A 26,635-nucleotide genomic window follows, 5' to 3' on the forward strand; every position below is an offset into this window, starting at 1 on the left:
TGCCATGGCGATCGTATTAGCCTTAGAAACAAGTTGTGACGAAACCGCCGTGGCGATTGTTGAAGATCGCACGGTCCATGCCAGCGTTGTTTCCTCTCAAATCGATTTACATCGCCAATACGGCGGCATTGTTCCTGAAGTTGCCTCTCGAGAGCATGTGCTGACCCTGGGGCCTGCCATTGAGCAAGCCCTAGCAACCGCTCAACTGGATTGGGCTGCCATTGACGGTATTGCCGCCACTTGTGCCCCTGGCCTGGTAGGGGCGCTGCTGGTAGGCGTAACCGCTGGCAAGACTCTAGCTATGGTGCATGACAAGCCATTCCTGGGGGTGCATCATCTGGAAGGCCATATCTATGCCACCTATCTGGCGGATCCAGCCCTCGAGCCTCCCTTTCTCTGTCTATTGGTATCAGGAGGGCATACCAGCTTAATCCAGGTGCAGGATTGCGGTGAGTATGTCTTGCTAGGCCAGACTCGCGATGACGCTGCCGGGGAAGCCTTCGATAAGGTAGCGCGGTTACTCGATCTGGGCTATCCAGGCGGTCCTGTCATCGATCGGCTAGCCAGGGATGGCCAGGTTGTGTTTGCGCTGCCAGAGGGCAACATTTCTCAACCCGATGGTAGCAGTCATCCCTATGACTCTAGTTTTAGTGGCCTGAAGACGGCGGTGCTAAGGCTGGTCGGGAAGTTGCGTAGTCAGTCTGGGGAGGCCCTACCCATTGCCGATGTGGCGGCTAGTTTTCAGCACACCGTCGCCACTGCTTTGACCAAGCGGGCTATCGCCTGCGCCCGAGACCACCAACTGTCTACCATTGCCGTGGGGGGGGGTGTTGCCGCTAATAGTGGGCTGCGGCAGCAGCTCCAGGCGGCAGCGGCAGCGCAGGGCCTGCGGGTGCTATTTCCGCCGCTGAGTCTGTGCACCGATAATGCTGCCATGATTGCTTGTGCTGCTGCCGATCATCTCAATCGCGGCCATGAGTCTGACCTATCTTTAGGGGCCCAGTCTCGCATGCCCTTGACTCAAGTGATGGATCTGTACAAGGCTTGAATCTCACGGTAACGGAAGCAATCCACGGCATGGTCATTGACTAGTCCCGCCGCTTGCATGAAGGCGTAGCAGATGGTGGAGCCGACGAAGGTAAATCCCCGTTGTTTCAAATCTCGGCTGAGAGCATCGGACAGGGGGGAAGTGGCCGGGGCTGCTGCCCAGGTAGGCCAGGCATTTTGGATGGGTTGGCCATCGACAAAGGCCCAGAGATAGGCATCGAAGCTGCCAAAGGTTTTCTGGATCTGTAAGAAGGCTTTGGCGTTAGTGGATGCCGCTTTTATCTTCAACCGATTGCGGACAATGCGGCGATCTTGTAGCAAGGCCTGTTGCTTGGTAGTGTCGTAACGGGCAACGCGCTCGGGATCGAAGCCGTCGAAGGCTTCGCGAAACGCGGCCCGCTTTCGCAAGATCGTGAGCCAACTGAGGCCGGCTTGAAAGCCATCCAGGACTAGAAATTCAAAGAGTTTGCGGTCATCGTGCAGAGGCACTCCCCATTCCTGGTCATGGTAGGCCACTTCGATGGGGTCGTCATGAACCCAACCACAGCGGTTGGGGTGAGTCACTGGTTTCTCCATGGCAATTGCTCCTTAGCTTGGCCGCTTTCTGGCGCTTAGGAAGTTGCGCCTAAAAATATCCCGCCCACTCATTGCTCAGGCCACTGACAGGGAAGTCAAGGTGGGATCTATAAGAGAATGGCTAGTGGCGGGAAACAGCTGTAGCCGAGGTTGGGCAATAGAGGCTCGCACCCGCTCGCCGATGCCAATGCGCTGACCGCTAGCCATGCGAGCATGTAGAACTTGCCCGGAGGGAGTCTCTAAACAGTATTTATACTCGCGGCCTAGGAACTGGCGATCGCGCACGAGCAACGGGGCGGTGCTATCGGCTTCGATCTGGAGATCTTCTTGGCGGATCATCAAGTCGCCCATGTCGTCGTCGCAGGTGGCCCCAGCAGCGGCACAGGGATCGACATGGACATCGAAGCACCCTACCTCTGTCTGCCATCCCTGGCGACTACGGCGAGCCGGTAGGAAATTGGCCTGGGTCACGAATTCGGCAATGAATCGGGAGGCGGGTTCTCGATAGATATCTTCTGGGGTCCCCACTTGCTCGATGCAACCGCCGCGCATGACGGCCACTTGGTCAGCAATGGCTAGGGCTTCTTCTTGGTCGTGGGTGACGAAGATACCAGAGGCGCCGATTTGCTTGAGAATTTCTCGCACCTCTTGGCGCAGGTATAGGCGCACTTGCACATCCAGGTTGCTGAAGGGCTCGTCTAGCAGAATCAGAGAAGGGCGGGGGGCTAACGCCCGAGCCAGGGCTACCCGTTGCTGCTGTCCGCCGGAGAGCTCGTGGGGATAGCGGCGCTCAAACCCGTGTAGTCCTACCAGCTGAATGGCATCGGCGGTGTGCGATCGCACCTGTTGTCGACTCAGCCAACCCTGGCGCCGCAAGTGATTGAGCCCGAAGGCCACATTTTTCTCCACCGTCAGGTGGGGGAACAGGGCATAGTCTTGAAAAACGATCCCCACATCCCGCTTCTCTGGAGGCATAGCCCCCTCAGAACCACAGATGACTTGCCCGGTCAGGGTAATCTGGCCTCGCTGGGGCTGCTCAAAGCCAGCCACTAGCCGCAGTAACGTCGTCTTGCCGCAGCCAGACGGCCCCAGCAACCCTAGCAAGCATCCCTGCTCTAGGGTGAGATCAACGGCATCTACCGCCACAGGGGCGCTCGGCAGATAACGTTTGGTCAGATTTTCCAGATGGAGGACAACCGCCATGCCGCTCAGGGATTACAGACACATTGGCTCAAGGTCCCAGCCGGGCCTGGGGCTCTATTGAACGCCATTATCAACGCCATTCTACCTTGCTGGTAATGATTCCTAAACGCTCTGAACGACTCTCTCAGTGCTGTCATCTTTGCTTCTTTTGGGCTTTTGTCGCCCTTAAGCAGGCAGAGACCTGCCCTCAGATCTCTGCCTGGTCTGTGTATTGGGGCAGTGTTCTACTTATTTCCAGCCCACCCGGTCTACGAGTTTAACCACCTCGGGGTTATTGCGGCCGTAGGCAGACACATTCACCTCGTCTACCTTGAAGTCCCCTAGTTCGGCTACGACTGGATCGATGTCAACGCCCTCCACCACAGGATATTCGTTATTGCCTTCGGCAAAGATCTGCTGGGCTTCGGGGGTGACCAGGAACTCTAGAAATGCGATCGCATTTTCCCGATTCGGTGCATTCACCAATACCCCGGCTCCGCTGATATTGACGTGGGTACCGCGCCCCTCCTGGTTCGGGAAGAATACGGCCGTTGCTTCCGTCGCCGCCTGATTTTCCGGGGCATCTGACTTAGCCATGCGGGCCCAGTAGTAGTGATTGACGATGGCCACATCGCACTGGCCAGCCGCCACCGCTTTAATCTGATCCGTATCACCCCCTTCCGGTGGCCGGGCCAAATTACTGACCAGCCCCTCGGCCCAGGCCTCGGTGGCCTCTAACCCCTTAGACTCAACCATGGAGCCTAAGAGCGACTGATTGTAAATGTTATTGGAACTGCGAATACAGACCCGGCCCTCCCATTCCGGCTCAGCCAGGGCCTCATAGGTCGATAATTCCGAGGGATCGACGGCCTCGGTGTTGTAGACAATTACCCGGGCCCGCTTGGTGAGGCCGAACCAAAGATTATCGGGATGCTGCAAATTCTCAGGGACCGCGGACTCTAACACCGCCGACTCAATGGATTGAAACAGCTCTTCCTGCTCCGCTCGCCAGAGCCGCCCGGCGTCTACCGTCATCAGGATATCGGCGGGGCTATTGGCGCCTTCGTTTTTAATCCGCTCGATCAGTTCATCAGCGTCCCCTTCAATCAAATTGACCTCAATCCCGGTCTCTTCTGTGAAGCGCTCATAGAGGATGTCGTCAGTATCGTAATGCCGCGATGAGTACACATTGACTTCTCCTGCCGCCACTGGGGCGCTATCAGCGGCGACTTCCGGAGTAGGTTCCGTGACCGTCTCCGTTGACTGACCGCAGGCGGCTACTGCGAGGACAGCAGCGCTTGCAACTGCCGCCGCAAACTTCCGTCGAGTCCATTTCATGGCGAGGATGACACTCCTTTTAGAACATGAATCTTTGCAAAATGAATCTTTGCAAATTAGTCTTTTGGCAGTTAATGAAAATTGTTCTTAAAAACTCTAATCGAGTGTAATACGATGCATCGGAACTCTGTCAAGATCTGCTGGTAAAACTCAACTGCAATGTCTCTGCTGCCAGAGAGTTTTAGACCTAATGACCTTCGTCCTAGTTGCTGGCTCCAGCCCAGCCGATGAGTCTTGGCGCCGTAGCTGGAAGCCTGTCGGTGGGGCTTAGCTGTCATCATTGGCGTCTGTCAAGTAGCCGAGATCATCTTGCTAGGGCGAGCCTTTCCGGTACAGTGACGGCAAGATCCGTAGGTTTTCAGCGTGTCCTACGGCCAAGTTTGCTTCCACGATTTCCGCGCTGTCAGTAGAGAGATTAGGATGGATAGACCCGATTCAGATACTTTCTCCCAGGACCCCGATGTGACCTTAGGGCCTAGCTATGCTGAGCTAGGGCCATCCCAGCGGCGACAGCGCCTGCAGGATTTGGCTCAGGTCTTTTTTCGTTTGGGCCTGATTGCCTTCGGTGGCCCCGCCGCCCACATCGCCATGATGGATGACGAAGTGGTGAAGCGGCGACAATGGCTGAGCCGGGAAAAGCTGCTGGATTTGATTGGGGTGACTAATTTAATCCCTGGCCCCAATTCAACCGAACTGGCTATCCACATCGGGTATGAACGGGGCGGTTGGCCCGGGCTGATGGTAGCTGGCAGTTGCTTTATTCTGCCCGCCATGGTGATGGTGTGGATCTTGGCGGCGGTTTACAGGCAGTATCAGACTCTTCCCCAGGCGGAATGGCTGCTCTATGGCATCAAGCCGGTGATTATCGCCGTCATTCTGCAGGCCCTGATTAAGTTGGGCAAGAAGGCCATTAAGGATGTCCCGACAACCCTGGTTGCGATCGCAGTCATTGCCGCCTTTTTCCTCAACATCAACGAAATCCTATTGCTGGTACTGGCTGGTCTAGCGGTCATGGTAGTGAAAAATCTGGGCCGGAATTCCATGGCCCTGCTCTTGCCCTGCTCTGGTGCTGTCGCCCAAACCGGCGGCACCGCAGCCACAGCAGCCACGGTAGCCACCAGCGCTAGTGGCCTGCAGGTGTTTCTGTTTTTCCTGAAAATTGGCTGTGTGCTCTACGGCAGTGGTTATGTGCTGCTGGCCTTTTTGCAGCGAGATCTGGTGGAACGGTTGGGCTGGCTGACCTCTCAAGAACTGCTCGATGCCATCGCCATCGGTCAGTTTACACCCGGTCCTGTGTTTACCACGGCCACCTTTGTAGGCTATTTATTGGCTGGACATATTGGTGCGATCGCAGGCACCATTGGCATCTTTCTGCCGGCCTTTTTGTTAGTAGGGCTGATCAACCCCTGGGTCCCGAAACTGCGACAGTCTCGCTGGTTCAGCGCCTTCTTAGACGGCGTCAATGCCGCCTCCCTGGGCCTGATGGCCGTGGTTACCTACACCCTGGGACGGGCAGCCATTATTGATTGGGTTACGATCGTCCTAGCAGTCCTGGCCGTGATTGCCGTCTTCCGATTTAAGCTCAACTCGGCCTGGATCGTCTTAGCAGGGGGCGTCTTGGGTCTGTTGGCACAACAGTTTCTCGGGTAGGCTACCCCGCTTCGACCTGACCTATGGCTCCCTGGCCTTTCCCCTGGTGCTGTTGCCCTACATTGCCGCCATGTCTGCTGCTCTGCCCAGCGAGGAAACCTATCTGATCCTAGGGGCTGGATTCGTGGGACTGGGTATGGCTCAGGCCCTTAAGTCTGCTGGAATTCCCTACGACCAGGTAGATGCCAGTGACGACATCGGCGGCAACTGGTACCACGGCGTCTATGAGACTGCCCACATCATTTCTTCCCACACCATCACCCAATTCAGCCACTATCCCATGCCGGCTGACTATCCAGACTTTCCCAGTGCCCGACAGATGTGGGAGTATCTGCAAGCCTTTGCCGATCGGTTTCAGCTGCGCTCTGCCATTGAACTCAATCGCACCGTCCAGGAGGTGCGCCCGGTTGACCATAACCGTTGGGCCGTCACCTTCGCCAATGGGGAGCAGCGACGCTACAAAGGAGTCTTGCTGTGCAACGGCCACCACTGGGACAAACGAATGCCCGAGTTCGTGGGGCAGTTCGACGGCGATATTATCCATGCTAAGGACTATAAACGACCAGAGCAGCTGCGAGGGCGGCAAGTGCTAGTGATTGGCGGCGGTAACTCGGGGTGTGATATTGCCGCCGAAGCCGCTCGGGTGGGAGCCAAGTGTGTGCTTAGCCTGCGGCAATCGGTGTGGTTTATTCCCAAGACCTTTGCCGGGATTCCCGTGGCCGACCTGCCGCGCTGGTGGATGCCAGAGTGGCTGCAACGGTGGCTAACCTACGGGATCATTCGCCTCAGCTTCGGCCGCCACCAAGACTATGGCCTCCCTACCCCCACTTATCGCTTGTTTGAGAAACATCCCACCCTCAACGATGAGGTGCCCTATTACCTGAAACATGGTCGGATTATCTTCAAACCGGCTGTGCAGCAATTGCAGGGGGACAGGGTTCGCTTCAGCGACGGCAGCACTGAGACCATCGACCTGATCATCTGTGCCACGGGGTATCATCTCAGCTATCCCTTTCTACCGCCACAACTGCAGCGAGTACAGGGGGCTAAGATGCAGTGCTACGGTGGCGCTTTCTTGGACGACTACAAGGGCCTCTACTTCATTGGCTGGGGACAGGCTCGCGGTGGCGTGGGCTCCCTAATTTCGGCCTATGGACCGGTGTTTACCCAGTTACTGCGGCTCCAGGATGAGATTTCAGTGCCCCTGGGCTTGGTGTTTAAGCAACTGGGACAGCAACTGCCCCAAACCCATTTGAGTGATCCCCAACGGGTCTTCCGGCAGTTGGCTCTGCTCCGCCTGGGCTTTCGCTGGCTGCGGTATCAGGCTCACCGCATCGATCGTCGCCATGGCCCGTTTCAGAATCGGCCCCTGGAGCCCTAGAGGGTGAGAGCGGAGGACGGAAAAGGGGGGATGGGGGAATGGGGGGATGGGGTGTATAGCCTAACGGCATTCAAGAAAGGCGGAGCCTGCCCGCAGGGCTTAGGGGTGATGGGGAGGTGCAGCAAAAGGCAGAAAGCAGAGGGCAGAAGATGGCCGCCGGGCAGATTGGTAGATTCAGGCTAGTGCTGCTGGAGCCGGACACACCAGATTTAGCCACTGCTCGCCATTGGGATGACGGCAGCGCAGATAATGAGCATGCAGATGGTAGCCGACGTCGCCAGGAACTGGCAGGGTATCGGCTGCGGTGGTCAGGCGGGGATGGCCGCCGGGCAGATAGAGGGGATCCCCCAGGAGGGGGTAGCCCGCTGCAGCTAATTGAATGCGAGTCTGCCACTGGGCTGGGCTGGAATGGCGGTAGCGCTGACTGTAATAGTCCAGTAGGGATTGACCAACGGCATCTGCTGGCACTCGCTCGTGATACGTCCAGCCCTGGTTCATGGCGGTGGCTGACAGCGTCTATGCTCCCTATCCTGCCATTTTGGTCCTTGACCCTAACGTTTTTCCTCAATTCTGTGCCATAGTCCCTGGCGACCGGTATCTTGACTCCAGAAGTATCCCCCTCAATGCCCTCTGCGGCCAGATTGTTCTCTGCCAGATGTACACCGCATGATTGATACCGTACGGGTGGCCTTGGCTACGGCCACGCTGCTAACGACCAGTAGCCTCATCGCACCAGTCCAGGCCAATCCTGACTGTAGGGCTAACTGCCGTTCCGACCAGATCCAGGTCACGCCTGGCGATCCGGTGGCCATTGAGGTGATCAACCAAACCTCGGTGCCGGTTCAGGTAGAACAGGTGCCCATGATCGCCCCGGCCCGCCTCTCTCCGGGGGAAACCCTATGGCTCGACTTTGGCTGGGGCACGAAGCCCAATATTTCCATTGTCTTCTGGAGCGAGACAGAGCAGCCCCTCAAGGCCTACCTGTTTCGCCCCGAGGACACCAGCCTGCGGATTCAGATTCGTCCCTTTGCCTATGGCCCCAGCGATCGCTCCGTCGATATCCTGGACGATGGCCGGGTGCTGATTTATTGAGCAGGGGCCTATCCCCATTGCCCCAGACGACCGATTACTATAGTGCAAGTGATCTATTTGCCTTGGGTTGGGAGCGATATCAGCCCACCCTTGCCAGCTAGACAAGGACCGCTAAGATGGAGCCCAATGTCCTGACTAGGGGCATAGAACACCAATGGTGCGATCGCAAGTGAGGATCATGGCCGACGCCGCAACTGCAGATAAAACTTCCCCGGACTCATCCCCAGACATCACGATGCCGCAGCAGCGGTGGCAGATCCAGCCGGCTCCACTAAACGTCCCTCAGGCCCTGACCCAACTGACGGGCTACCCCCCCTACTGGCCCAGGTGCTGATTCAACGTCACCTAGAGACCCCAGACCAAGTCCTAGAATTTCTAGACCCGAAACCCAGCAACTCCCCTCCCCTTTAGGGGAATTCCCTGACCTCAGCCAGAGCCTCGACATCCTGGTCACCGCCCATTGAGAACCGTCAGAAAATTGCCATCTGCGGTGACTAACCAACCCGATGGCAATGACCAGCACGGCGCTACTGTTGCGCGCCCTGCGGTTTTTGGGGGCCAACGTCGACTACGCCATCCCCAGCCGCATGCAAGAAGGGTATGGTATCAACGAGCGCATCGTCGATGAATTCTATGCTGACGGCGTGGCCGTCATTTTAACTGTCGACAACGGCATCGCCGCGGTGGCTCCCAACCCCCCGCCGCCCCAACCAAGCCTATCGGCAACCGCAACCAATCATCACCACGATGTCCCGGAGACAATTCCCCCAGCCCATGCCATCCTTAACCCTAAGTTGATTCGACCAGACTCTCCCTATCGTGGCATCGCCGGAGTCGGGGTTGCCTATATCTTGGCGGTCTGCCTGGCCCAAGCCCGGGGCCAGACTCAAGATCTCACCGCCCCCCTGCTGGAACTCTTTACCCTGGGCACCATCGCCGATCTCGCTCCCTTGGTGGGGGTGAATCGCCGCTGGGTCAGGCGGGGCCTGAAGCTCCTGCCCCGCTCTCGGATTCTGGGGGTGCAGGCCCTGATTCAAGTGGCCGGTCTCGGGGAGGAGGAGAAGGCGCTGAAGCCAGAAGACATCGGCTTTCGGTTAGGCCCACGCATCAACGCCGTGGGTCGCATTAGCGATCCTCAGATCGTGATCGAGATGCTGACCACAGACGATACCGGCATTGCCTTAGAACGGGCCATGCAGTGCGAGCAGATCAACCAGCATCGCCGCGAGCTTTGCCAGCGAATCGAGCTAGAGGCCGTGACCTGGTGCGAAGCCCAGCGCCAGGGAGGTCAATTGGACCTGACTCGCGATCGACTGCTGCTGATTATTCAGCCCGACTGGCATCACGGCGTCATCGGCATTGTGGCCTCCCGACTGGTAGAACGCTACGGCGTCCCTGTGTTTATTGGTACCTATGAAGACGAGGCCCACACCGAAATTCGCGGCTCCGCCCGCGGCATTCCCGAGTTCCATGTCTTCGAGGCGTTGCAGAGCTGCGATGACCTGCTAGACAAATATGGGGGCCATAGGGCGGCTGGGGGCTTTTCCTTCCCTAGTAAGCACCTGCGGCAGGTGAAATCACGGCTGGTTAAGTTTGCCAATGGCTGCCTGGCCCCGGAGCATCTCAAACCCCTGGTGACGATTGATGCCCAAGCTCGGCTCTGCGATCTCAGCTTAGATCTGTACGCGCAGATCGATCGGTTGCATCCCTGCGGCATCGAGAATCCAGATCCGGTATTTTGGACCCCGGCAGTGCGCCTGCTAGAACAACGCCCCATTGGCAAAGGCCGCGACCATCTGAAGCTCCGGGTGACCGATGACTCTGGCACAGAACTCAAGGTCTTAGCCTGGCGCTGGGGCGACTATTGTCCACTGCCAGAGCAATTAGACATCGCCTATAAACTCCGAGTGAACGCCTGGAATGGCAGCCGTACCATCGAGTTAGAGTTGCTGGGCGTGCGTCTGCCTACTGTTACAGTTACACCGCCCTCTCCGGAGCCAGCCGCGCCTACTTCCCCCCCCCTCTCTGATCCTCCGTCATCGCCGCCAAACGGGGACATGAATGCCCTGGGCTCCCAGACCATGGCCACCTCTGGAGCCACCAGGGTTGACTTCAGCTACAGCAAACGTCGCTACAGCGTCCACATCAGGACTGATGCCACCGATGGCTCGCGACAGCTGATTATTCACAACCCAGAGGGGCAGATCTTGATCGTGGCATTGCCTCAGCGGCAAGGCTTTCTGGGCATTCCCGGGCAACCCCTACAGCCCATCGACCCGGAAGATGGCCGCTACTGCGACCTAATTCGGACGGCGGCGAAAGCGCTGGAACTCGATCAAAAGACGCGCTGGCTGGCCAAGCAAGATGCCCTACTGGCTGCCAAAGACAGTCAAATTCAGCTCCTGTCTCAGCAGGTGGCCTTACTGACCTCGACTCTGGAGCACCTTCCTGCAGAGCAGCGGGAGACCTTGGCAGCCCTGCAGACTAGCTTAGAGCAGCAAGTTAATGCCGTTCAGGAGCAAGAGGCCCAGATCACCCAGCTGCAAGCCCGCTGGCACCAGACCCAGGTATCCCCTGAGCGGTGACCTAGGCTGACTGGCCGCTGCTATACTCGGCCCCCCCAAACAATAGCTCGATGTAGTTGCGATAGTGGGTCAACTGCTGGTTGATTTGCTGCGGCTCCTGCAATACCCGCATCATGATGAAGCTCCCTTCGACGGTCGAGATGATGGCATCGGCGAGCCCCTCTGGGGTTACCGGTAACCGTGGTGGATGTTGTGCGATCGCAACTGCCGTGGCCAACTACCTGCGCCCGAGGGCCAGGGAAGTGGACTACAAACTGTTTGACATTGGCAACTGGGTCGTGAATGGCCAAGCGCCTGTCCCCAGTTCCTATGCTTAAGCAACAACGCCCCGCAAAAGGTAGACGGGAAATGGGGCGTTTGGAGAACGGAAAAGGGGGGAAGTGAAGAGTGAAGAGTGAAGAGTGAAGAGTGAAGAGTGGATGAGATAGGGTAGGGGCGTGGTTGCCGCGCCCAATGCAGAAAACTGGCACCGCCTTTAGAGACTCGACTCGGCGGGTGATGAATCGGGACTGCCCTCATCTGGTTGGGCCAGTTTTCCCATGACAAATTGCACGAAAGAGGTGGCTACCTCGGCCGATTCGTCATGGGAGGCAAAGACGATGGCCATGCTCTGATCCTCACTCTGCTGATAGCAGAGGATGCGAAAGGCGCCATCATTGAAGTAGCCGGTGCGGTCAATCTCGCCACTGTCTGACTGCACTCCTAATTCGGTGATAAAGCTATCTGCTCGGTCGAGGCACCCTTGGGAGCCCACGTCGAGCCGCAAATCGCCACTGGCAATTTCTGGCCGAGCCAAAGCTGGTGTAGCCGCCAAGCCAAGACCAACAATACTGAGGGAAAGTAGGGGGTGCAGTTTCATCGCGTCTTCGTCAATAAAATCGTTGAATGGCTTAGGGCTACCCATGGGAGGTCCTAAGCTACTGAAGTGCCTAATTGATGCTTGCAGGGTAGCCACATATTGCCGTTCTACTCTAACAGTCTATCGAAGGCTACCGAATGTTCCGAGGCTAGGACCACTTTATCGGCTGGCCGACGCCATCGATCACGATGGGGACTGGGGACGATATGATGGCGATTGCGTCCTAATTGTCATCAGCCGCCATGAAACGCCTGGATTACTTGTCAATCAGCGTTGCCACCTTGATGCTAGTGGGATTTCTGGGGCATGAACCTGCCATCGCTACCTCCCCAGACTCCTGGTCTGACACGGAATTAGAACATCGACTCCCCTCCCTTCCCCAGTGGAGCCGCTATACGATCTTAGCTGCCGGCATGGCTGTGGAGCGAGATGACGATCCTGCCGGAGCAGCGAGGCTAATCGCCCTCCGTTAAGGGTTCCATCACCATGAGTCAATGGACCTCTACCAGCCATGCCCTCGACTATTTAGCCCGGGCCGATCAAATTCCGCACCGCACCGAAGGGGAGGCGGTGGTGCTCGATCATGTCCCCAAACAGGCAGGCTGCATTCTAGATCTGGGCAGCGGTGATGGTCGTCTGCTGGCTTTATTACAGTTGGATCGACCCCAAATGCAGGGGATTGCCCTCGACTTTTCCCCAGCAATGCTGACTGCTGCTCGCCAGCGATTTGCCGGCGATGGTCGAGTGACGGTGATCAGCCACGATTTGAGGCAGCCCCTGCCACCTCTGGGTAGCTTTGACGCTATTGTCTCTAGCTTTGCCATTCATCATCTGGAGCACGATCGCAAGCGCGCCCTCTATGGAGAAATCTTCGATCGCCTAGAGCCCGGCGGTATCTTCTGCAACCTGGAGCATGTGGCTTCCCCTACCGAGGGATTGCATCGCCACTTCATGGCAGCCATTGGCTATCGACCCGAGGACGAAGATCCAGAGAACCGCTTACTGGATATGGAGACCCAACTCAACTGGCTACGGCAGATCGGCTTCGACCATGTGGATTGCTATTGGAAATGGCTGGAGATGGCGTTGATGGTGGGCTACAAGCCTGCCTGAAGAGTAGGCAGTGTCGTCCAGAGAAACACAATCAGGGCCACTAAGCCCAAGAGCCCCTGCAGCAGGTTGCCCACTAGAGTGCCAACGACGATGGCCACCCCCACCTTCAAGGACTGCTGCAGCCGGATCGGCAACCCCAGTTCCCGTCGGTGCAGAAATTCGCCCAAAAAGGCTCCCAGTACAGTGCCGAAGAGAATACCCAGGAGGGGGCCGCCCACCGGCAGGGTCGGCAGTAGGCCCAGAAAGCCTAAAATCATCCCCACGATGGCTCCCAGTTGGGCCCAGTTACTGGCGCCGACTCGCTTGGCGCTGAGGATACCCGCCAAGTAGTCAACGGCAACGCTGAGCAAGAAGGCCACCAGGGCTGTCCCCAAGGCTATCCCTAAGCCAGCGAAGCCCTTGATCACGCCCCAGATCACCACCGCGCCAGGACCAGGGCACCCGGGCATGGCCGGGATAAAAGGCCCCACCCCCCTGCGCCATGACCAGCACCATCCCAATAGAGCCCTAGTTCCCAGAGGCCACCGGTCCACCGGGCGCCATGCTATGCTGAGGCCATGCCAAGAGGATGTGGCCCTGTCGACAGGGAGGTCGTTAGGTGGTCCCAGCTACGACTCAAGGCATCCATCGGGACATCCATAGGGCAAGGAAATAGAGGGACACAGGGAGTATAGCGAAAGGTAGAAGGAAAAAGGCAGAGGGCAGAATCAGGATGCTTGCTAGGCAAAGAATTCACTGATTTGGCATGGCCTAACCTGGCTGACTACAGCTGTCTAGCAACCGCCGCCAAGCTTTGTGGTACTCCCAGATCCAACGAAACGTCTGTCGTGAATCGAGGGCTTAGAAACCATGATGTTCCTGAAGGTAAAGACGGTATCGCTGCCACCCACGACCCTGGTATTGGCCTCCATCGGCTCGATCCAGTTGGGGTCGGCCCTGGCTAAGGGACTGTTTGACCAGATCAGTCCGACAGGGATGGTGGCCCTGCGGGTGGGGCTGGTGGCGGCAGGGTTGTTGCTGCTGTGGCGCCCCTCCCCTGGGTCGCTATGCCCGGGCCAGCTATGGCCTGTTGCTGCCCTTCGGCCTGGTCCTGGCTGCCATGAATCTCTGCTTTTATGGTGCGATCGCACGGATTCCCATTGGAGTAGCCGTCGCCCTACAGTTCACCGGTCCCCTGGGGGTGGCCTTGGTCCATTCCCGACGTCCCTTAGATGGGCTCTGGGTGGGTTGGCGGCGGCAGGCATTGGCCTGCTCATCCCGGTCCAGGGCCTGGCCCTCGATCCGATGGGGATGGGATTAGCCCTACTGGGCGGAGCCTGCTGGGGTACCTACATGCTGCTGTCGGCCAAGGTAGGACGTCTGTTTCCCCAGGGAGAGGGGCTGGCCCTAGCCATGGTCATCGCAGCCATGGCCCTCTTACCTTTGGGAGTCTGGGTCGATGGTCCTCGGTTACTGCAGCCGCTAGTGTTGGTCACGGGCGTGGGGGTAGCCCTACTGTCCTCCGCCGTGCCCTATTCTCTGGAGATGGCGGCCCTGCAACGATTGCCGCTGCAGGTCTTTGGAGTTCTGCTGAGCCTGGAGCCCGCCGTCGCTGCCCTGATCGCCCTGGTAGTCTTGGGAGAGACCCTGGTACCCCGCATGGTCGGGGCCATTGTCCTGATCACCCTGGCCGCCGTGGGATCCTCCCAAGGACCTCCCCTATCGCAGTAATTCCGTGATGGGTGTGAAACACTGGATATAGGGATGCATTTTCCGAACGACCATGAGCCTCTGTATCAACCCTCGCTGTCCCCAGCCCGATCATCCTGACAACGGGCACAATCGCTATTGTCAGGGATGCGGCTCTGAACTGGTACTGCAGGGCGCTATCGGGTGCTGCGGTTGCTCAGCAGTCACAGTGGCTTCGGCATGGTCTACGAAGCCTACGAGCGCAGCACCCCGATGATCCTGAAGGTACTGAAATCAAGCCACAACGATAATCCTAAGGTGCTGGAACTGTTTCAACGGGAAGCAGAAGTACTGAGTCAACTACACCATCCCGGCGTGCCTCGGGTAGCTGCCGACGGCTATTTTGCCTACTGGCCCCAGGGCAGTGACCAGCCGCTGCATTGCATCCTGATGGAAAAGATCGACGGCCCCAACCTGAAGCAGTGGATGGTGCAGCAGGGAAACCATCCTATCAGTGAAACCCAGGCCCGCTACTGGTTAACCCAACTGACCGAGGTCCTGCAACTGATCCATCGGCATCATTGTTTCCACCGCGATATCAAGCCTGACAACATCATGCTGCGGGCCAATGGTCAGGTGGTGTTAGTGGACTTCGGGGCGGCTCGTCAGATGACGGCCACCTACATGGCCCAGTTGGGAGCCACAGGCGGCATCACTACCGTTAGTTCCGCGGGCTACACCCCTCCCGAGCAAGAGCATGGCCAAGCAGTGCCCCAGTCCGATTTCTATGCCCTGGGGCGCACGCTGATCTACCTGCTGACGGCCCAGTCTCCCACCGATCCCACCATCTATGACTCTCGCACCAATACTTTCCATTGGCGGCAGCAGGCTGACCAAGTCTCGCCTGAATTCGCCGACCTGATCGACTGGCTCACGGCCCCGCGAGCGGTGGATCGGCCTCAGACGCCGGAGGCCATCCTGGCTCGCCTGGCGGAGTTGCCCACCAGTGTGTCTCAAGGGCTGGTGTTACCGACGACTACCCTCGATCCTCCCTCGGCAGTTCCCTCTACGCAGATGCAGCGAGACCCTGAAGTACAGGACAGCAGCGCTACGGGGGCAATATCTTGGCGGCGGCGATGGCCATGGGTTGGGATCGGGGCGGCGTCTCTGGTGGGTTTAGGCCTGATCTTGGCCTGGGGGTGGCAACGGTGGCAGCCCCAGGCGACGACGAATTCCCCGAGCCCAGCAACCCCGATCTCTGAGGCCAACAGTGGGCCAGTAGAGCTAGTGGGGCGGTTGCCAGGCCATGTCAGCTCTGTGAATGCTCTGCAGCTGAGTGGTGATGGCCAGACCCTGATCAGTGCCGGAGCAGATGGTACTATTCGCTTTTGGGATCTGACTCGGCGGGGAGAGGCCCAGCGCCTAGAAGGCCACCGCAGCTTCATCAATACCGTGGTGTTCAGTCGCGACGAGACTCGCCTCTTCAGCGGCGGGGCCGATGGTCAGCTCTATGGTTGGGATGTGCTTGCGGGCACGGTGCAATGGCACCGAGAGGCCCATACTAGCCCGGTAAACACCCTGGCCATCAGTCACGATGGTCGCACCCTGGCCAGTGGCAGTGCCGATGGGGAGATTAAGCTCTGGACTGTCGATGGTCAGACCATGATCCGGACCATTCAGGCCCATGACGGGCCGGTCAATACCCTAGAGTTCAGCGCCGACGGCCAATGGCTGGCCAGTGGTGGGGCAGATCGGCTGGTGCGACTGTGGGATCTCGATAGTGGCGACGAGCTCCACACCTTTCGGGGGCACACCAGCTATGTGAACGATCTGGCCATCAGTCCCGACGGTCAGATCCTCTTCAGTGCCAGTGCTGACCGCACGATTCGGCGTTGGCAGCTGATGGATTACACCGAGCTGCCTCCTTTGGCAGGGCACACCAGCTTTGTCAATGCTCTTCAGGTTAGCCAGGACGGCCAGATTCTCTATAGTGGTGGCAATGATCGCACCGTGGGCCTATGGGATATGGTTACCGGCCAGCTCCAGGCCAAGTTGACTGGCTTTGACCGGCCGATTCGGCATATGGTGGTGCATCCCAATGGCCAGATTGTCACGGCCAAGTCAGATGATGACCTGATTAATATCTGGATGCCTCCCGTCGGTCTGGCCCCTTAGGAAATCTCGCGTCGACCTTCTATAGCCCGGGCTAGGGTGACTTCATCGGCGTATTCTAGATCGCCCCCCATGGGCAGGCCAAAGGCGATGCGGGTAACCCGGGTGAGGGATTTCAGCAGCTGAGCGATGTATAGGGTCGTGGTATCGCCTTCGATGCTGGGGCTGATGGCGATAATCACTTCTTTGATGCCCTCTTTGTGCACCCGATGCACCAGGGGGCCGATGTGCAGTTGCTCGGGACCAATGCCATCCATAGGGGAAATCAGACCACCAAGGACATGGTATTTGCCTTTATATTCTCGGGTTTTCTCCAGGGCAATGACGTCGCGGGCGTCGGCCACGACGCAGAGGGTGTGCTGGTCGCGGCTGGGGGCGCGGCAGATGTCGCAGACTGGCGCGGCAGATAGATTGAAGCAAATGGAGCAATGGCCGATTTGGGCCTTGGCGTCGATCAGGGCCTGGGCTAGGGCTTGCACCTCCGAGGTGGGGCGCTTGAGTAGATGCAGGGCCAAGCGCTGGGCAGTCTTTGGGCCAACGCCCGGTAGGCGCTGCAGTTCTTCGATCAGTCGGGCCAGGGGGCGAGCGTAAATGGGGATAATCCTCCGATGGGCAGGCGACTATAATTATCGAGTGCTCTGGTCGTGCTGGCCTAGGCTGGGCTGGCCTGCAGTAGCCGAAACCGATTGCGGCCCCGCTGCTGGGCTTGGTCTAGGGCTGTCTTAGCGGTGGTTAGTAGGATGGTGGCATCGACAGGCTTGTCGGCAGATGCGATCGCACCGCCGACACTCACCTGCACTGATACCGAGGTACCATCGGCTAAGGCGATGGGCTGTGTCGTCAACGCCTGCTGTAGGGCCTCTCCATAGCGGGACGTCTCACGGGTATCCAGACCCGGCGTCGTGCAGGCAAACTGGCCCTGGCCATCACTGTATAGCCAGGAGTCGATTAGGGCCTCATGCTGCAGCCGCTGAGCCACTTGTCCCCAAAACGATGGGCCTAAGCTAGGGGGCTGGGTCGGCTCCACCTGCAGCAATAACAGACTGAGGGATTGATAGCGACTGTCCTGGGAACGGCTCTGACGCCGCTGCAGCAAGGAGGTCGCCGCCTGTTGCAGGGCTTGCTGATGCAATAGCGCCGTGGTGGGCTCGATCAGCCCTAGGGCCTCCAGTAAATCGTGATAGCTATCCCGCACCGACTGAATCTTGTGGGTTTGGCTAGCCATCTGCTGATCCTTCTCTTGCACCTGGGTCACCAATTCATCTGTCTGCTGCTTGATCCGAGCAGTGCGCCAGCCCCGGCGCACAATCGCGGGGATTGAGACCAGCAGCCCCACCAGCACGCCAATAGCCAGAGTGGCCAGTAGCACTAAAGCCAGAGACTGTTCATACCGCCAAACCAGCAGGTTAATCGTGACCAGATTATTATTCTGCAGCGCAAACAGGATGGCCAAAAAGGCGATGACCAGAGCCGAGATGACGAATAAACGCATGGACAGCCAGGGAGACGACACAGGGCAAACAGGACTTAAGAGCCACCTTGCACCGGTCAGGCACCAGGCGACTCCGGGCCTCCTTCATCCTACTGCGAATCCTAGCCGGGGTTGTCACCCCAGGTGGCACTGCCAAGACCTGGAGAATGGTGACCGTCCCTAATGATTTTTGGGCAACCGTCGCCGTTTAGCCACAGCCATCCCCGAGCGCCCCTTGAACTGGCTGATGGCAGCATGGGCCGCTTGCACGACATCGGCATTGGCATCCTGCAAAGCCCGGCGTAACCAGGGCAGCGCCCGTCTGGAGCGAAGTCGCCCCAAGGCTTCTACCGTGACCCGTCGCACCTGGGGATCTGGGTCGCGGCTGAGTCGTTTCAGAAGGGGGAGACACTGCTGACGGTCCTGGGGCGGGTAGACGGCTACGGCTTCTGATAAGGTAGCCGCTACTTGCTGCCGGAGGTGAGCGTCGTCGGCATAGCTGGCCGCGGTCAGCTCGGCTAAGGGCGTGGTGACTGAGACTGGCAGAGTTGTCGAGGGGGAAGCAGCTGGAGCCGAGGCTGGAGTCGGGGTCGCAGCAGTCGCCGCCGAGGCTGGGGGAGAGGCCGATGCAGATGGGGCGGTAGCGACCGCGGTAGCTGGGTCAGAGGCTAAGCGGGCTTCGTAGTCCCATCGTAGCCGTTCAGTTGCCACCTGCAGACGATGCTCATGCTCCCGTTCCAGCTGGTCCAAGCGGCGCTGTTGCCGTTGCAAGGTAGCCGCTTGCCGCCGAATCGTTGCCTGTTGCAGCCAGTAGACTATGGCGGCCGCCAGCACTGCCCCGATCACAATCCCGAGAATGAACCCACCGATACCCATACTGTTATCCTGCTCCGTTACGCGCGTGATCCTTAGCGTTTTGCCCTACAGAGATGAAAACTGCTCTGAGACGGTCGCGACTGACTCCCTACTCTGGAGAATTGGGGTCTTCCAGGTCAAGGGTCTCATCGGACTCCCCCCAGGACTGAGTCTTGAGGATGTCGTCGAGGTCAGCACTGTCATTTAGGGCCGGGGGAGGTGGTGATGACTCAGCCTCCGGGGAGGTCGTTGGCGTCATGGGGTTGGGGCGCTGGGTCAGTTGCATCAACCGGTTGGCATAGTCATGCTCTAGATCGTCGATACGTTGGGTCAACCGCTGATGATATTGCTCCAGCTGTTGGGAAAGTTTCTGGTCATATTCCTGTTGCAGCTGCTGCTTGAAGGTGGCTAAGGTTTCCGGATCAGAGCGGGCAGGGGCCTGGCTTGCTGCCTCGGGTTGTCCCATCGACAGGGCCTGCAATCGGGCTTCGTAGGCTTCCTCTAACTGAGCGCTACGCTGAGCCAGCTGATCCTGATAGTGCTCAATTTTTTGGGCCAACCGCTGTTCATAATCTGCCTGTAGGGTCTGAGTGGCTACCTGTAGCTTTTGCTTCAGCTGTTGTTCATAGGCTTGCTGTAGTCTACGGGCGGCTTCCCGCAATCGGGCTTCGTACTGTTGCTTCAGGGAGTCTTCCGCCGGAGATGGGGCCGAGGGTGGAGGGGAGGAGGACTCCGAGGTCGGGCGATCAGCCTGCTGCAATACCACAGCCCGGGCTTCATATTCACTCTCTAGGCCAGAGAGGCGTTGGGTCATTTCGTCTTGGTAACGCTCGATGGTGGCTTGCAGCCTGCGGTCATAGTCGGCTTGCAACTGCTCGCGGTCGCTTGGCGTAACCGCGCGTCGTGTTCGATTTCTAACTGATCTAGGTGTTGCTGGCGCTGGCGCAGGGCTTTGTTGGCTGGTGAATGCGCCGTTGCCGTAGCAACGGCCCTAGGATCAAGCCCAGTAAGAATCCGATCAAGGCACCAATTAGGCCGCCGATCAAGATCGATTGCGGGGGGAGCGTCATGACTTGTCTCCTATGGTGAGTAGGGCGATGGCCCCTCCGAGCTAGTTTAGGGCGACGCCAAGGACCTTCGCATCGAGGACAACCGCCTAGGGCCGACACAATGGTTGACGACCATGATATATGGTGTCGGGGCAGACATCTCGTTTCGCTGTAAACAGATGTTGCAACGCCCCTGGGGGGTAGAATCCCCCAGCTCAGGTTCATTGACCCGGTTGGGGGGAGAGTTCGGTGGGGTGGCCGTGGGTAGAGCCAGCCATATCTTCTACAATGACCAATACAACGGTTTAGCTAGGTTGCCTAGCCCTGGTTTAACGTGTTGTCGCTGTGGTTGCCCATGCCCATCTTTTCAGAGTCCCTGCGTACCGATGTGTTGACATGGTTAGAGACCCATGTACCTGAGGCGCGGCGACATCACATCCTGCGGGTCGAGGCCATGGCCAGACAACTGGCGGCAGACCATGGCGTAGACCAAGAGCGGGCGGCCTGGGCCGGAGTACTACACGATTTAGCCAAATGTTTCCAGCCGGCGCGGCTATTGGCGATGGCCCGAGCCGCAGGGTTGCCTCTAGATCCTGTTGATGAGGCCAATCCCCATTTGCTCCATGCCGAAGTGGGGGCGATAGTCGCCCGAGACCGTTTTGGCGTGACGGATAGTCAGGTGTTGGCAGCCATTGCCAACCACACCTTGGGCCGACCCGGTATGGATGCCCTCAGCTGTGTGGTGTTCCTGGCAGATAGCTTGGAGCCGGGTCGGGGAGACTCTCCGCAGCTACGGCGACTACGACAGCTCAGCCATCAGAATCTGGTGGCGGCGGTGGCCCAAACCTGCGACGAGTCTATCCGGAAGTTAATCGACAAACACCGTTTGATTCATCCCCGCACTGTACTGACCCGTAACTGGTTCTGGCAAGCGAGTCGCCAGTCTACTTTGCTGCCCTCAGCCTGGCTTTCAGCCTAGTGAGGATTCTTTGTTTACCCTGTCTCTGAGGATATTGCCTGTCTATGAACGATTCCGTCAACACCCTGTCTAATCCGTCCTCCCGGCCTAATCGCGATGATGCGGCCTGGAATTTGGCCTGTGCGATCGCACAGGCTGCTGACGAACGCAAGGGGGCTGACATTGTCCTAGTCAACGTCGGCGATGTCTCCTACCTGGCCGATTACTTCGTCATTGTCACCGGCTTCTCGGCGGTGCAAGTACGGGCCATTGCCCGTACCATCGAAGATGACATCGAACAGACCTGGCAGCGGCAGCCCCTACGCACTGAAGGCCAACAGGAGGGTCAGTGGGTGTTACAGGATTATGGCGAAGTCATCGTCCACATTTTCATGCCCGAAGCCAGAGACTTCTACAATTTAGATGCTTTTTGGGGCCATGCCGAGCGCACCCTCTACCAGTCCCACCTATCTGCAGCCGATGCTTAGCACGTTGAGGCAATCATGGACCCCCCATTCCACTTCTCCTAGCACTCGCCCAACCTCAAGACCCGGGCCTCACCTGCCCACCGACCATCGAGGCCCTATTTCCCTTGGTAAACTCGGCGCGTCCATGGCACCTCCGCAACGGCAGGTATCGGGTAGGCTGTTCTCTTTGGGCCTCACCGTTGCCGATCATGATGTCCCAGGCCCCGGCAGGGACCCATGCTATTTCTCTTTATCTCCCAGACCCTCGCCTATGCACACTCGCATCGTTATCTACTCTGTACGCCACAGTCTCCTAGTTCCCGTCCTGCCCGCTGTAGGTAACTCCCATGACTGTAATGCCGTCCCGTTGTCCTGTTCCCGCCGAACAACAACCCATCAATGAATACCAGGACATGCGAGAGTCCTGGTTTTACAGCTGGGGCAGTCGTAGTCTGTTGCGGTTTATCCAGCCCTTGGTAGTGCTCTGGGGACTGAGTTGGTCGATGACAGCACCGATTGCAGCGGCCAGTTTTACGCCCGCTCGATATCCCAGCGACTTTCTACTGAGTGCCGCCATCGGTGCCTGCGTGCTCCCTTGCTTGGCCCTATTGCAACTATATATTGGCTGGTCCCATGTCGGTCGTCGCCTGCGACAGGCCCGTATCCCCTATGAAGAGTCTGGTTGGTACGACGGTCAGGTCTGGCAAAAACCCGAGGATATGCACAATCGCGATCGCTTGATCGTCGATTATCAAGTGCAGCCCATTCTCCACCGGCTTCGCAGAAGCTTTGCTGCCATTGTCGGTCTCTTGGCAGTTGCCGTGGTAGCTTGGCAATGGATATAAACTCTATGGTACGCCCATGGTGGCAACCCCCAGGACAGCTCTGTCAGGTGCGACATTGTCTGGGCCGAGGCAGGCCTGACGCTAGGAGTAGCAGGGTAGCCCATAGGCAGTGAGCTTCCTAGACACCTAGACAGAACCTTTCAACAAGGGCAAGACAACAACTCCATGACTTTTCAAACCTCCTCGAAGCGGCATCAAAGTGAACAACTGGAAGTTCAACTTCTGCGGGAAGGCATCGTTGAGTCGACCCACATGGCCCATGCCGTTGTCTGCGATAGCCGGGGACGGGTGTTAACCTCAGCTGGTGACTCTGAAATCGGCACCTTCATCCGCTCTGCTCTCAAGCCCTTTCAAGCCCTAGCAGTGACCTCTACGGGAACCCTAGATCACTTTAATTTGGACGATAAAGATCTAGCCATTATCTGTAGTTCTCATCGCGGCAGCATGGAGCAAGTGCGGCAGGCCTTTCGCATCCTGTGGCGGGCCGATATTGATCCGTCTAAACTGCGCTGTCCCCTTCCCCCTGGCCAGGTTAGTCCTCTAACCCACAACTGCTCGGGCAAACATGCCGGTATGCTGGCCGTGTGTCAGCAGCGCGGCTGGTCCCTCGATAGCTACCTCGATCGCAACCACCCCATCCAACTGTTGATTCTGGGGAAAGTGGCAGAACTGCTAGGCATGCCTGCCGATGAATTTATCGGCGCCCATGATGACTGCGGCGCTCCCACCTATTTCATGCAGTTGGGACAGATGGCAAATTTATTTGCCAAATTAGCCTCCGGCGATAGCCTCGATATGGAGCGAATTGTGCGAGCCATGACTAGTCACCCAGACATGGTGGCGGGCCACGAGGCCTTTGATACAGAACTAATGCGCTTGACGGAGGGAGAGCTAGTCAGCAAATCGGGGGCAGAAGGCATTCAGTGCATCGGCCGGGTCGGGGAAAGCCTGGGATTAGCCATTAAGGTGCTAGATGGAGCCAAGCGGGCAAAATATGCGGCATCCGTCCATTTGTTGAAGCAACTAGGTTGGATCACCCCTGCCATTGCCGAAGCCCTGGCTGAAACCTATATGACCCTAGCCCCCTACAAACGGCTGGATGTAGTGGGCGAAATCTCCTACACCTGAGCTCAAACACTATCTGTAGGATTTTTCTGGTCCGATAGCCATAATCCGTTGTCGCTGCCGACTGTTTCCCGCTATACTAATTAAGCCGACGCGGGGTAGAGCAGTCTGGTAGCTCGTCGGGCTCATAACCCGAAGGTCCATGGTTCAAATCCATGCCCCGCCACCAACCAACAGCGCCCTAGCTAGGCTAGGGCGCTATTTTTATTTATCTGATGACTGTTTGATGACTCTTTCAAAATAAGGCCATGGCTGACTTCCAGATCTCGTTGGATTTGGCCACCCTGACCAAGACCCGCACCTATACCTTCTTTCCAGTGGAGTGGATCCTCTATGCCGTGTACCTGTCGGAGAAAATCGGCTATTGGCGCTATATCTTGATCCACCGGCATCTGCGGGGGATCTGGTGCGGCTGTATCTGCTCAAACCAGTAGAAGCGGCCCAGGAGTGGGGCACCATTCATTAAGACCGATTCTGCACATTAGCGCTACAGAATAATCAGTATGGGGGAGATGGGGAGATGGAGAGTGGATAGGTACAGAGAACTGGTATCAGGCCAATCAGCGCCTCATGGTTGCCCCCTAGATAAACGTCAGCGGATCGACATCAATAGACAGGCTAACCGCAGCCGGGCACTTGTCCTGCAGCCAGGTAAGGGCTGGGGCTGGGGTCTCCGGAGGAGCCTTGAGTAAAATCTGCCAACGGTAGCGGCGGGCCACCCGCGGAATCTGCGCCGGTACTGGGCCCAGACATTCCCAAGGTCCCAGTTCAGGGACCAAAGCCGCCGCGATGTGCTCGGCTGTGTGCTTCACTGCAGAGAAGTCTGGGCTACTCAACCGTAGTAGGATCAGACGCCCCTGGGGTGGATACCCCAGGGCGGTACGCTGTTCCCATTCAGTCTCGATGAAGCGATGATAATCCTGTCGTTGCACCGCCTCGATCACCGGATGCTCGGGGGTATAGGTCTGTAGAATCACCTGACCCGGTTGGCTGCCTCGCCCGGCCCGGCCCGCCACTTGAATTAGGGTCTGGTAGGTGCGCTCGCTGGCCCAATAGTCTGCCATATACAGCAATCCATCGGCGGCCACAATGCCCACCAGGGTCACTTGGGGCATATCGATCCCCTTGGTGAGCATCTGGGTGCCCACCAGCACATCGGCTTCCCCCTGGGCAAACTGCCTGAGCAAGTGCCGGTGAGCCCCCTTGGTACGAGTGGTGTCGCGATCAAACCGCAGACAGCGCAACTCTGGCAACTGCTCGGCCAAGGCCCCCATGACCCGCTGGGTGCCGCTGCCAAACTGCTTTAGATAGGGGGACTGACATTGGGGACAGTGGCGCGGTTGGGCTTGCCCATAACCACAGTGGTGGCACTGCAGTGTGGCCATAGCCTCGGCCCCAGGCTGATGATAGGTCAGGGATACGGCGCAGTAGGGACACATGAAAACATAGCCACAGCTACGGCAAGAGACAAAACTGCTATGGCCCCGCCGCTGGATGAACAAGAGCCCTTGATTCCCCGCCGCCTTCATTGCCTGCAGTGCCCGCCGTAACTGGCGACTAAAGATACTGCGGTTGCCTGCCTGTAGCTCCTGGCGCATATCTACCACCTGAATCGGCGGCAAAGGCCGAGTTTGAATCCGCTCGGGTAATGACAGATAGCGGGTGGTCACCCCGAGGGCTGGACTCGTGCTCAGGCTCCAGGTATCCAAGGACGGCGTGGCCGAGCCCAACACTAACGGACACTGGGCTAACTCGGCCCGCCAGCGGGCCACGGTGCGGGCATGGTAGCAGGGGGCCGGTTGATCCTGCTTGAAACTACTGTCATGTTCCTCATCCAGCACAATCAGGCCCAGGTTACTCAAGGGGGCAAACACGGCCGAGCGGGTGCCGATCACCACCCGGGGTTGCGGGTTGATTAGGTGTCGCCAGATGTCGTAGCGCTCCCCGGCCGCCAGGGCACTGTGATAGACACAGACCTGGTCGCCGAACCGCTGCCGAAAGCGGTCAGTCAGCTGTGGGGTCAAGCCAATTTCTGGCACCAACACCAGGGCCGACTGTCCCGCTGCCAGCCGGGGGGCAATGGCCTGCAGATAGACTTCCGTTTTGCCAGAGCCGGTGATGCCGTGGAGTAGCACTTGGGCCTGGCCATGCAGGGACTGAATCGCCGTCAGGGCTTTCTGTTGAGCCGTGGTCAGTGATTTGGGCTGATCAGCTTGGAGGGTAGCCTGGGGGGCCAGGCGCAGGACTTCCCGGGGCTCAATCACCAGATACCCCTTCGTCGCCAACCGGTTCAGGGTGGTGCTGGTGGTGCCACAGAGGCGCAGGGCTTCCTGCAGCCACAGATCACCGCCGTGGTGTCGCAGTACCGCCAGGATTTCCTGTTGTCGAGGGGATAGCCCCTCGGAATCCGCTGCGGCAGTCACCGTGACCGCCTGCCGTTGCTTGGGGCGGGGCGGTTGGGGCGGGGCCAGATAGCTCTCCACCCAACCCTGGTGCAATAGCTGGACCAACCCGTGGCGACTGTCGGAACTCAATCGGCGTAGATACTGCCAGGTATAGTCGCCGCTGGCCGACTGCCGTAGTTGGGCTAACAGCTGGCGGGCTGCTGGAGCCAGATGGGCCTCATGGTCCGGTGAGGGTTGGCTAGGGCTGAGGCGGATCCGCCGCTGGGATTTAGCCAACAACCCTGGCGGCAGGGCCGTACGCAATACCTGGATCAGCGGGGTCTGGTAATAACTGGCGACCCGCTCTAGCAGTTGCCAGTAGGTGGGGGCAAAGAAACCGGGGTGGACCACTGCCTCAATGGGCCGAATTTGCTGGGGATCGAGGTGGTTAGGAACGGTAGTTAACTGGCGTAATGCGATCGCACCGACTTGACGCGGGCCAAAGGGCACACTCAGAATATCCCCCGGTTGCACCACCAGCCCCGACGGCACTGCATAGGTATATACCCCTTGCCCCCCGGGGCAATCCACTAACGTATCTACCCAGCCCCCTTGCGTCTCGATCTCCTGCAAAGCTAGTCGTTCTACTCGCCAATATGTCCCTTGATGAGTTATAGCAATCTCCACGTTCTTTTAGTCATGGCCCTTAGTCATGCCCAGGTGAATGGGCCGGGACAGCCTGGGTCACGCTGCTCAAACCAGGGTAGCCATGCTCAGCCAGGAAAGACTCACTGGGAGCAGAGAAAAAGGGGTAGCGC

26 protein-coding genes, 1 tRNA gene and 2 pseudogenes are annotated in these 26,635 nt (G+C 58.3%); 16 read left to right on the forward strand and 13 right to left on the reverse strand.

All coding sequences use genetic code 11. From position 1 onward, the window contains the following. Nucleotides 1-4: 4 nt before the first annotated feature. Nucleotides 5-1,048: a tRNA (adenosine(37)-N6)-threonylcarbamoyltransferase complex transferase subunit TsaD gene (gene tsaD / locus XM38_RS22905; protein ID WP_080805470.1), complete on the forward strand. Its 1,044-nt coding sequence runs from the start codon at nt 5-7 to the stop codon at nt 1,046-1,048. Here the strand turns inward: tsaD and XM38_RS22910 are convergent. From XM38_RS22910 to XM38_RS22920, 3 genes are all read right to left on the reverse strand, one after another. Continuing rightward, on the reverse strand, nt 1,021-1,623 hold the full coding sequence (locus XM38_RS22910; RefSeq protein ID WP_080805468.1) for a DNA-3-methyladenine glycosylase I: 603 nt from the start codon (nt 1,621-1,623) through the stop codon (nt 1,021-1,023). The two genes, tsaD and XM38_RS22910, sit on opposite strands and share 28 nt — an antisense overlap. A gap of 75 nt (nt 1,624-1,698) precedes the next feature. Further along, entirely contained in the window at nt 1,699-2,826 is a 1,128-nt protein-coding gene (locus tag XM38_RS22915; RefSeq protein WP_088431155.1) for an ABC transporter ATP-binding protein, read from the reverse strand. A gap of 228 nt (nt 2,827-3,054) precedes the next feature. Then, nucleotides 3,055-4,143 (reverse strand): Fe(3+) ABC transporter substrate-binding protein, encoded by a 1,089-nt coding sequence (locus tag XM38_RS22920; RefSeq protein ID WP_080805466.1) that lies wholly within the window; start codon nt 4,141-4,143, stop codon nt 3,055-3,057. A gap of 420 nt (nt 4,144-4,563) precedes the next feature. Between XM38_RS22920 and XM38_RS22925 the strand changes: the two genes are divergently transcribed. Together XM38_RS22925 and XM38_RS22930 are read left to right on the forward strand one after the other, a co-directional pair. Further along, nucleotides 4,564-5,793 (forward strand): chromate transporter, encoded by a 1,230-nt coding sequence (locus XM38_RS22925; protein ID WP_080805464.1) that lies wholly within the window; start codon nt 4,564-4,566, stop codon nt 5,791-5,793. Between the two features lie 70 nt (nt 5,794-5,863). Beyond that, nucleotides 5,864-7,174 (forward strand): flavin-containing monooxygenase, encoded by a 1,311-nt coding sequence (locus XM38_RS22930; RefSeq protein ID WP_088431827.1) that lies wholly within the window; start codon nt 5,864-5,866, stop codon nt 7,172-7,174. Between the two features lie 174 nt (nt 7,175-7,348). On the opposite strand, the gene XM38_RS22935 is transcribed toward XM38_RS22930, so the two are convergent. Continuing rightward, nucleotides 7,349-7,672 (reverse strand): RluA family pseudouridine synthase, encoded by a 324-nt coding sequence (locus XM38_RS22935; RefSeq protein ID WP_088431157.1) that lies wholly within the window; start codon nt 7,670-7,672, stop codon nt 7,349-7,351. A gap of 168 nt (nt 7,673-7,840) precedes the next feature. On the opposite strand from XM38_RS22935, the gene XM38_RS22940 reads away from it, so the two are divergent. Together XM38_RS22940 and recJ are read left to right on the forward strand one after the other, a co-directional pair. Continuing rightward, nucleotides 7,841-8,266, forward strand: a complete 426-nt coding sequence (locus XM38_RS22940) for a cupredoxin domain-containing protein (protein ID WP_080813774.1) — start codon at nt 7,841-7,843, stop codon at nt 8,264-8,266. Between the two features lie 178 nt (nt 8,267-8,444). Beyond that, nucleotides 8,445-10,851, forward strand: a pseudogene (gene recJ / locus XM38_RS22945) (single-stranded-DNA-specific exonuclease RecJ). A gap of 1 nt (nt 10,852) precedes the next feature. Here the strand turns inward: recJ and XM38_RS22950 are convergent. After that, nucleotides 10,853-11,068, reverse strand: coding sequence for a hypothetical protein (locus XM38_RS22950; RefSeq protein WP_187329521.1), 216 nt, complete (start codon nt 11,066-11,068; stop codon nt 10,853-10,855). 258 nt (nt 11,069-11,326) lie between these two features. Next, nucleotides 11,327-11,710 (reverse strand): hypothetical protein, encoded by a 384-nt coding sequence (locus tag XM38_RS22955; protein ID WP_080805608.1) that lies wholly within the window; start codon nt 11,708-11,710, stop codon nt 11,327-11,329. 242 nt (nt 11,711-11,952) lie between these two features. Here XM38_RS22955 and XM38_RS22960 point away from each other — a divergent pair, with 242 nt between their 5' ends. Then, complete coding sequence (locus tag XM38_RS22960; RefSeq protein WP_080805456.1) at nt 11,953-12,183, forward strand: hypothetical protein; 231 nt, start codon at nt 11,953-11,955, stop codon at nt 12,181-12,183. 13 nt (nt 12,184-12,196) lie between these two features. Further along, nucleotides 12,197-12,823, forward strand: coding sequence for a class I SAM-dependent methyltransferase (locus XM38_RS22965; protein WP_080805455.1), 627 nt, complete (start codon nt 12,197-12,199; stop codon nt 12,821-12,823). On the opposite strand, the gene XM38_RS22970 is transcribed toward XM38_RS22965, so the two are convergent. Then, nucleotides 12,808-13,272 carry a DUF456 family protein gene (locus tag XM38_RS22970; RefSeq protein WP_088431159.1) on the reverse strand — a complete coding sequence of 155 codons (465 nt, stop codon included), beginning with the start codon at nt 13,270-13,272 and terminating at the stop codon, nt 12,808-12,810. The two genes, XM38_RS22965 and XM38_RS22970, sit on opposite strands and share 16 nt — an antisense overlap. A 400-nt stretch (nt 13,273-13,672) precedes the next feature. On the opposite strand from XM38_RS22970, the gene XM38_RS22975 reads away from it, so the two are divergent. Genes XM38_RS22975 through XM38_RS22980 form a run of 3 tightly spaced genes read left to right on the forward strand, consistent with a single transcriptional unit; the run spans nt 13,673 to nt 16,666 of the window. Then, a complete protein-coding gene (locus XM38_RS22975) occupies nt 13,673-14,533 on the forward strand; it encodes an EamA family transporter (RefSeq protein WP_225889387.1) in 861 nt (286 codons plus the stop codon). Nucleotides 14,534-14,585: 52 nt separating this feature from the next. After that, on the forward strand, nt 14,586-14,768 hold the full coding sequence (locus XM38_RS29270) for a 4-Cys prefix domain-containing protein (RefSeq protein ID WP_391540793.1): 183 nt from the start codon (nt 14,586-14,588) through the stop codon (nt 14,766-14,768). Beyond that, the gene (locus XM38_RS22980; protein WP_449271862.1) at nt 14,765-16,666 is read left to right on the forward strand and encodes a WD40 repeat domain-containing serine/threonine protein kinase; all 1,902 of its coding nucleotides are present in this window, start codon (nt 14,765-14,767) and stop codon (nt 16,664-16,666) included. The genes XM38_RS29270 and XM38_RS22980 overlap by 4 nt, the downstream gene beginning before the upstream one ends. On the opposite strand, the gene recR is transcribed toward XM38_RS22980, so the two are convergent. From recR to XM38_RS26235, 5 genes are all read right to left on the reverse strand, one after another. Next, nucleotides 16,663-17,256 (reverse strand): recombination mediator RecR, encoded by a 594-nt coding sequence (gene recR / locus XM38_RS22985; protein ID WP_080805451.1) that lies wholly within the window; start codon nt 17,254-17,256, stop codon nt 16,663-16,665. The two genes, XM38_RS22980 and recR, sit on opposite strands and share 4 nt — an antisense overlap. A gap of 59 nt (nt 17,257-17,315) precedes the next feature. Next, nucleotides 17,316-18,155 carry a lipopolysaccharide assembly protein LapA domain-containing protein gene (locus XM38_RS22990; RefSeq protein WP_080805450.1) on the reverse strand — a complete coding sequence of 280 codons (840 nt, stop codon included), beginning with the start codon at nt 18,153-18,155 and terminating at the stop codon, nt 17,316-17,318. A 159-nt stretch (nt 18,156-18,314) separates the two neighbouring features. Further along, entirely contained in the window at nt 18,315-19,010 is a 696-nt protein-coding gene (locus tag XM38_RS22995; protein WP_088431163.1) for a HEAT repeat domain-containing protein, read from the reverse strand. 88 nt (nt 19,011-19,098) lie between these two features. After that, a complete protein-coding gene (locus tag XM38_RS23000) occupies nt 19,099-19,860 on the reverse strand; it encodes a hypothetical protein (protein ID WP_088431165.1) in 762 nt (253 codons plus the stop codon). A 52-nt stretch (nt 19,861-19,912) separates the two neighbouring features. After that, complete coding sequence (locus XM38_RS26235; protein WP_187329522.1) at nt 19,913-20,059, reverse strand: hypothetical protein; 147 nt, start codon at nt 20,057-20,059, stop codon at nt 19,913-19,915. Between the two features lie 334 nt (nt 20,060-20,393). Between XM38_RS26235 and yqeK the strand changes: the two genes are divergently transcribed. From yqeK to XM38_RS23030, 6 genes and pseudogenes are all read left to right on the forward strand, one after another. Further along, a complete protein-coding gene (gene yqeK / locus XM38_RS23005; RefSeq protein ID WP_080805444.1) occupies nt 20,394-21,017 on the forward strand; it encodes a bis(5'-nucleosyl)-tetraphosphatase (symmetrical) YqeK in 624 nt (207 codons plus the stop codon). A gap of 44 nt (nt 21,018-21,061) precedes the next feature. After that, nucleotides 21,062-21,484, forward strand: coding sequence for a ribosome silencing factor (gene rsfS, locus XM38_RS23010; RefSeq protein WP_080805442.1), 423 nt, complete (start codon nt 21,062-21,064; stop codon nt 21,482-21,484). Nucleotides 21,485-21,810: 326 nt separating this feature from the next. Beyond that, nucleotides 21,811-22,308, forward strand: coding sequence for a CGLD27 family protein (locus XM38_RS23015; RefSeq protein ID WP_225889388.1), 498 nt, complete (start codon nt 21,811-21,813; stop codon nt 22,306-22,308). A 165-nt stretch (nt 22,309-22,473) separates the two neighbouring features. After that, nucleotides 22,474-23,436, forward strand: coding sequence for an asparaginase (locus XM38_RS23020; RefSeq protein ID WP_080805438.1), 963 nt, complete (start codon nt 22,474-22,476; stop codon nt 23,434-23,436). An 89-nt stretch (nt 23,437-23,525) separates the two neighbouring features. Further along, a tRNA-Met gene (locus tag XM38_RS23025) sits at nt 23,526-23,602 on the forward strand. Between the two features lie 64 nt (nt 23,603-23,666). Continuing rightward, nucleotides 23,667-23,828, forward strand: a pseudogene (locus XM38_RS23030) (ferritin family protein); the annotation flags it as partial. Between the two features lie 186 nt (nt 23,829-24,014). On the opposite strand, the gene priA reads toward XM38_RS23030, so the two are convergent. Next, entirely contained in the window at nt 24,015-26,450 is a 2,436-nt protein-coding gene (gene priA / locus XM38_RS23035; protein ID WP_202978951.1) for a primosomal protein N', read from the reverse strand. Nucleotides 26,451-26,635 lie beyond the last annotated feature (185 nt).

The organism is Halomicronema hongdechloris C2206, assembly GCF_002075285.3.
GTDB classification, from domain to species: domain Bacteria; phylum Cyanobacteriota; class Cyanobacteriia; order Phormidesmidales; family Phormidesmidaceae; genus Halomicronema_B; species Halomicronema_B hongdechloris.

What these genes read in the sequence shown, in the direction of transcription:
- tsaD (WP_080805470.1), top strand. Translation starts at nt 5, where the DNA reads ATGGCGATCGTATTAGCCTTAGAAACAAGTTGTGACGAAACCGCCGTG.
- XM38_RS22910 (WP_080805468.1), bottom strand. Translation starts at nt 1,623, where the DNA reads ATGGAGAAACCAGTGACTCACCCCAACCGCTGTGGTTGGGTTCATGAC.
- XM38_RS22915 (WP_088431155.1), bottom strand. Translation starts at nt 2,826, where the DNA reads ATGGCGGTTGTCCTCCATCTGGAAAATCTGACCAAACGTTATCTGCCG.
- XM38_RS22920 (WP_080805466.1), bottom strand. Translation starts at nt 4,143, where the DNA reads ATGAAATGGACTCGACGGAAGTTTGCGGCGGCAGTTGCAAGCGCTGCT.
- XM38_RS22925 (WP_080805464.1), top strand. Translation starts at nt 4,564, where the DNA reads ATGGATAGACCCGATTCAGATACTTTCTCCCAGGACCCCGATGTGACC.
- XM38_RS22930 (WP_088431827.1), top strand. Translation starts at nt 5,864, where the DNA reads ATGTCTGCTGCTCTGCCCAGCGAGGAAACCTATCTGATCCTAGGGGCT.
- XM38_RS22935 (WP_088431157.1), bottom strand. Translation starts at nt 7,672, where the DNA reads ATGAACCAGGGCTGGACGTATCACGAGCGAGTGCCAGCAGATGCCGTT.
- XM38_RS22940 (WP_080813774.1), top strand. Translation starts at nt 7,841, where the DNA reads ATGATTGATACCGTACGGGTGGCCTTGGCTACGGCCACGCTGCTAACG.
- XM38_RS22955 (WP_080805608.1), bottom strand. Translation starts at nt 11,710, where the DNA reads ATGAAACTGCACCCCCTACTTTCCCTCAGTATTGTTGGTCTTGGCTTG.
- XM38_RS22960 (WP_080805456.1), top strand. Translation starts at nt 11,953, where the DNA reads ATGAAACGCCTGGATTACTTGTCAATCAGCGTTGCCACCTTGATGCTA.
- XM38_RS22965 (WP_080805455.1), top strand. Translation starts at nt 12,197, where the DNA reads ATGAGTCAATGGACCTCTACCAGCCATGCCCTCGACTATTTAGCCCGG.
- XM38_RS22970 (WP_088431159.1), bottom strand. Translation starts at nt 13,272, where the DNA reads ATGCCCGGGTGCCCTGGTCCTGGCGCGGTGGTGATCTGGGGCGTGATC.
- XM38_RS22975 (WP_225889387.1), top strand. Translation starts at nt 13,673, where the DNA reads ATGATGTTCCTGAAGGTAAAGACGGTATCGCTGCCACCCACGACCCTG.
- XM38_RS29270 (WP_391540793.1), top strand. Translation starts at nt 14,586, where the DNA reads ATGAGCCTCTGTATCAACCCTCGCTGTCCCCAGCCCGATCATCCTGAC.
- XM38_RS22980 (WP_449271862.1), top strand. Translation starts at nt 14,765, where the DNA reads ATGATCCTGAAGGTACTGAAATCAAGCCACAACGATAATCCTAAGGTG.
- XM38_RS22990 (WP_080805450.1), bottom strand. Translation starts at nt 18,155, where the DNA reads ATGCGTTTATTCGTCATCTCGGCTCTGGTCATCGCCTTTTTGGCCATC.
- XM38_RS22995 (WP_088431163.1), bottom strand. Translation starts at nt 19,010, where the DNA reads ATGGGTATCGGTGGGTTCATTCTCGGGATTGTGATCGGGGCAGTGCTG.
- XM38_RS26235 (WP_187329522.1), bottom strand. Translation starts at nt 20,059, where the DNA reads ATGACGCTCCCCCCGCAATCGATCTTGATCGGCGGCCTAATTGGTGCC.
- yqeK (WP_080805444.1), top strand. Translation starts at nt 20,394, where the DNA reads ATGCCCATCTTTTCAGAGTCCCTGCGTACCGATGTGTTGACATGGTTA.
- rsfS (WP_080805442.1), top strand. Translation starts at nt 21,062, where the DNA reads ATGAACGATTCCGTCAACACCCTGTCTAATCCGTCCTCCCGGCCTAAT.
- XM38_RS23015 (WP_225889388.1), top strand. Translation starts at nt 21,811, where the DNA reads ATGACTGTAATGCCGTCCCGTTGTCCTGTTCCCGCCGAACAACAACCC.
- XM38_RS23020 (WP_080805438.1), top strand. Translation starts at nt 22,474, where the DNA reads ATGACTTTTCAAACCTCCTCGAAGCGGCATCAAAGTGAACAACTGGAA.